General features: G+C 63.7%; 1 protein-coding gene. It reads left to right on the forward strand.

Annotated elements, in window-relative coordinates; genetic code table 11:
- The coding region (locus FNJ47_RS55640) for a DUF5801 repeats-in-toxin domain-containing protein (protein WP_163163622.1) at positions 1 to 256 on the forward strand (256 nt) is incomplete at both ends.

Consider the following 256-nt stretch of genomic DNA (forward strand, 5'->3'; position numbering starts at 1 on the left):
GCTTCGCTGAACACGTTCGAAGCCTATCTATCGGCTTCGACCAACGCCGGCATCAAAGGCTCGACACCGGATCTGGTGCCGACCCAGGGTCATGCGCTGGACAAGGAGAGCTTCGCCGGTGCGTTCAATGTGGTGACCGGCGCCGACGGCGGAACGACGGCCTATGCGCTGAGCATTGCCGCCAACGGCACGACGTCCAATCTGATCGACAGCGCCTCCGGTCTTGCGGTGGTGCTGGACCAGACCGGCAACACGG

The organism is Bradyrhizobium uaiense (genome assembly GCF_010811875.1).
Taxonomy (GTDB): domain Bacteria; phylum Pseudomonadota; class Alphaproteobacteria; order Rhizobiales; family Xanthobacteraceae; genus Bradyrhizobium; species Bradyrhizobium uaiense.